We start from the raw sequence: 3,346 nt of genomic DNA, 5'->3' as shown, positions 1-3,346 counted from the left end.
CTGACGGGACAGCAGGATGTGCTCACGGGTTTGTGGCATCGGACCATCGGCGGCCGAGCAAACCAGGATCGCGCCGTCCATCTGGGCAGCACCGGTGATCATGTTCTTCACGTAGTCAGCGTGACCTGGGCAGTCAACGTGAGCGTAGTGACGAATGTTCGAGTTGTACTCGACGTGAGCGGTGTTGATGGTGATACCGCGCGCTTTTTCTTCCGGAGCCGAGTCGATCTTGTCGAACTCAACGACTGCCGAACCGAAAACTTCGGAGCAGACGCGAGTCAGAGCTGCGGTCAGAGTGGTCTTACCGTGATCAACGTGGCCGATAGTGCCGACGTTAACGTGGGGAAGGGAACGATCAAACTTTTCCTTAGCCATCGATACAATCCTCCGCAGAAGAAATAGTCTTGCGCTGATAAAACAAAGGCAGATATTTTCATATCTGCCTTGTTTATATGGAGCTCTTGAGCGGATTTGAACCGCTGACCTCACCCTTACCAAGGGTGTGCTCTACCAACTGAGCTACAAGAGCGAAACACTTTGTGCAAAACCCTGCAAACTTGGAGCGGGTAGCGGGAATCGAACCCGCATCATCAGCTTGGAAGGCTGAGGTTCTACCACTAAACTATACCCGCGGAGCTTGCGGCTCTCGCTAAAACTGGTGGAGGGAGAAGGATTCGAACCTTCGAAGCTCTCGCAACGGATTTACAGTCCGTCCCCTTTGACCGCTCGGGAATCCCTCCAGATGTGGCCGGCATTCTATTTGTCTGCCGTCCTAGTGTCAAGCGTTTTTTCAAATTTTTTCAATCAAATCTGAAACTTAGCTGCTTTGACACCGCTTCCAGTTCTACCACCTGAGTGGTGTTCCCTGTGAAGCGGGCGCCATTCTATCAAGCTATTCGCCAGTTGCAATACCCTGGCAGAAAATAATTTTGTGTTTTAAGTCTTTGAAATCATTGGAAAGAGCCGAGAGCACCGTTTGGTCCAGTAAACGCTCGCTTTCCGGGGCTACCTTGAGCCAGCGCCCATCCGCACCAGGCAGCTGCCCCACCACCGGCAAGGTGACAATATCCAGACTTAGCAGGCGTTGACGCAGCGCTTCCAGCTGCTCCTGCCCCATCACCCCACCCACCACCAGGCATTCGTCACGACGTTTAGGCGGTGCCGACACACCCGTTTCACGCAACAAACGGATTTCTTGCTGATTTCCCTTGTACAACGACAATGGGGCGACTTCCTTGACCTTCAGCGGGGCTTCCTGCTGATGCCATACGTAATAGAAGACGTTGAGCACCAGTAACAGCAGAAACAACCAACGCATAGGCACCTCAATTCAATGGGCAGGCCATTGCCAAGCCAACGAAAACCAGGTCGGGCACGACGCGCGCCTGTGGCACTGCCTCTCTCACCAGCGGCGCATCGCCCCCAGTGAGGAACACCGTGAAATTTTCTCCCCACAGCGCCCGCGCCTGCTCAAGCTGTGTCCTAGCGAAGCCCTGGAGCATCAACACGCAACCACGCTCTACCGCTTCGACAGTAGAGCGGCCTGGCGACAGACTGGTCAATGCGCGCTCGGCGGAGGCATCGTCATAGCGAATACGTCGGGTGTGAGTACGCAACTGGCTACGCATCAAAGGCATACCCGGGCAGATGTAGCCACCCAGGTGCTCGCCGTCCGCGGCCACGAAGTCGGCTTTTGCAGCGGTCCCCAGGTCGATCACCAGGCACGCGCCCTTGGCCAGATGAAATGCACCCAGCGCAGCCAGCCAACGATCCATGCCCAAACGCTGATAATCGTCATAGCCGTTACGCACACCCGCCATTTCACGGGCCGGATGGGCAACCCGCGCCTGCACGGCGAAGGCCTGAGCAACCGATGCGCAAAGTGCATCGGTTTCCTCTTCGCTGCGCACACTGACAATACGGCAACCCGTAAGCCGCACTGAAGCCAACGCAGCCACTTCGGCCACCAGCGCTTGATCGGAATCGACAATCCCACCACCTTCAATCACTGCATCGGCGGCATGGATTACCCGCCACTTGATGAAGCTGTTACCGCAATCGAGCTCAAGAATCATCACGCAACCTCAAACTGAGCTCACCACCGCTGAAGCTCTTCTCCATCCCGTCCACCTCGAGGCGCAAACCACCCTGCCCGTCGACGCCAAGAACCACGCCATCGATACGTGTGCTACCCGCAACCAGGGACACATTGCGCCCTTGCCACAGGTGCGCTTGCTCCCATTCCTCCTGGAATGCCGCGAACCCATAGCGACGATGGCGCGCCAATTCATGCTGCAGTTGCTGACTGAGCAACGCTACCAGGTGATTGCGATCTATGGCCGCCCCCACCTCACGCCGCATCGAAGTCCATTGCTGGTCGACCTGGTCGTTGACCTGCATGTTCACATTGATGCCTATACCCAGCACCACATGACAGACATCAGCGGGATCGCCCACCAGCTCCAGCAGAATGCCGGTGATCTTTTGCCCGCGAACCAGCACATCATTAGGCCACTTGAGCCCGACATCCTTTACGCCAAACACCTGCAATGTGCGCATTACCGCCAAGCCCACCACCAGGCTCAAGCCTTCGAGCTGACGCATGCCGCCATCGACGCGCAATACCAGGCTGTAATAGAGATTTTCGGCAAATGGGCTGACCCATTGTCGGCCACGCCGACCGCGGCCGGCACTTTGACGCTCAGCCAGGACCAGGAATGGAGCCGCCTGCCCTTCCCCGGCAAGGCGCAGGCCTTCGGCATTGGTCGAGTCGATGGTTTCATGGATGAACACCGGCCACTGCTCGCCCTCGGCAAACCCGGCGATTGCCTGCGCCTCGAGCAAAGCCAGTGGCGCAGCCAGTTGGTAACCACGCCCACGAACCTTGTGAATGGTGAGGTTCAGCTCACTCTCCAGATGCTGCAGCTGCTTCCAAACGGCGCTGCGACTCACCCCGAGGGCTGCCCCCAGAGCTTCTCCGGAATGGAACCGGCCATCCTTGAGGAGATTCAACAACTTCAGCATGCCAGTCTCGACTTGGAATAAGGCAGGCATGATAGCCATGGGCTGTTGGCTTGCATAGGAAAAGGGCCTGCATGCGTGCCTGCAGAAACAGGCGCGGTCACTGTAGGAGCAGCCTTGTGCTGCGAAGAGGCCCGTACGGCTGACAGTGATGTGTCGGCTATACGGGCCTTTTCGCAGCACAAGGCTGCTCCTACAGGGATCGCGTGGTGCTTGTTTTTGGCGCCACAAAGACAAAACCCCTACCTGCATGCGCAGATAGGGGTTTTGCGAAATGAATCTTGACGATGACCTACTCTCACATGGGGAAACCCCACACTACCAT

At 57.0% G+C, this 3,346-nt stretch carries 4 protein-coding genes and 3 tRNA genes; all 7 read right to left on the bottom strand.

The window, feature by feature from the left end; genetic code table 11:
• Positions 1 to 375, bottom strand: a 375-nt coding sequence (locus ACNFBR_RS29140; protein ID WP_178083425.1) for a GTP-binding protein, incomplete at its 3' end; no start/stop codon positions are given.
• A gap of 78 nt (positions 376 to 453) precedes the next feature.
• Positions 454 to 529 (bottom strand) — tRNA-Thr (locus tag ACNFBR_RS29135).
• 29 nt (positions 530 to 558) lie between these two features.
• Positions 559 to 632: transfer RNA gene (locus tag ACNFBR_RS29130), tRNA-Gly, on the bottom strand.
• Positions 633 to 656: 24 nt separating this feature from the next.
• Positions 657 to 740, bottom strand: a tRNA-Tyr gene (locus ACNFBR_RS29125).
• A 152-nt stretch (positions 741 to 892) separates the two neighbouring features.
• Entirely contained in the window at positions 893 to 1,318 is a 426-nt protein-coding gene (locus ACNFBR_RS29120; RefSeq protein ID WP_416737872.1) for a hypothetical protein, read from the bottom strand.
• Between the two features lie 7 nt (positions 1,319 to 1,325).
• On the bottom strand, positions 1,326 to 2,075 hold the full coding sequence (locus tag ACNFBR_RS29115; protein WP_416737871.1) for a pantothenate kinase: 750 nt from the start codon (positions 2,073 to 2,075) through the stop codon (positions 1,326 to 1,328).
• Positions 2,065 to 3,024: a bifunctional biotin--[acetyl-CoA-carboxylase] ligase/biotin operon repressor BirA gene (birA, locus tag ACNFBR_RS29110; RefSeq protein ID WP_416737870.1), complete on the bottom strand. Its 960-nt coding sequence runs from the start codon at positions 3,022 to 3,024 to the stop codon at positions 2,065 to 2,067. The genes ACNFBR_RS29115 and birA overlap by 11 nt, the downstream gene beginning before the upstream one ends.
• Positions 3,025 to 3,346 lie beyond the last annotated feature (322 nt).

The sequence above is a fragment of the Pseudomonas sp. NY11955 genome, assembly GCF_048068035.1.
In the GTDB taxonomy this organism is placed as follows: domain Bacteria; phylum Pseudomonadota; class Gammaproteobacteria; order Pseudomonadales; family Pseudomonadaceae; genus Aquipseudomonas.
The sequence above is the reverse complement of the archived record's forward strand: the minus strand, read 5'-3'. Positions and strand labels throughout refer to the sequence as shown.

What these genes read in the sequence shown, in the direction of transcription:
- birA (WP_416737870.1), bottom strand. Translation starts at nt 3,024, where the DNA reads ATGCTGAAGTTGTTGAATCTCCTCAAGGATGGCCGGTTCCATTCCGGA.
- ACNFBR_RS29120 (WP_416737872.1), bottom strand. Translation starts at nt 1,318, where the DNA reads ATGCGTTGGTTGTTTCTGCTGTTACTGGTGCTCAACGTCTTCTATTAC.
- ACNFBR_RS29115 (WP_416737871.1), bottom strand. Translation starts at nt 2,075, where the DNA reads ATGATTCTTGAGCTCGATTGCGGTAACAGCTTCATCAAGTGGCGGGTA.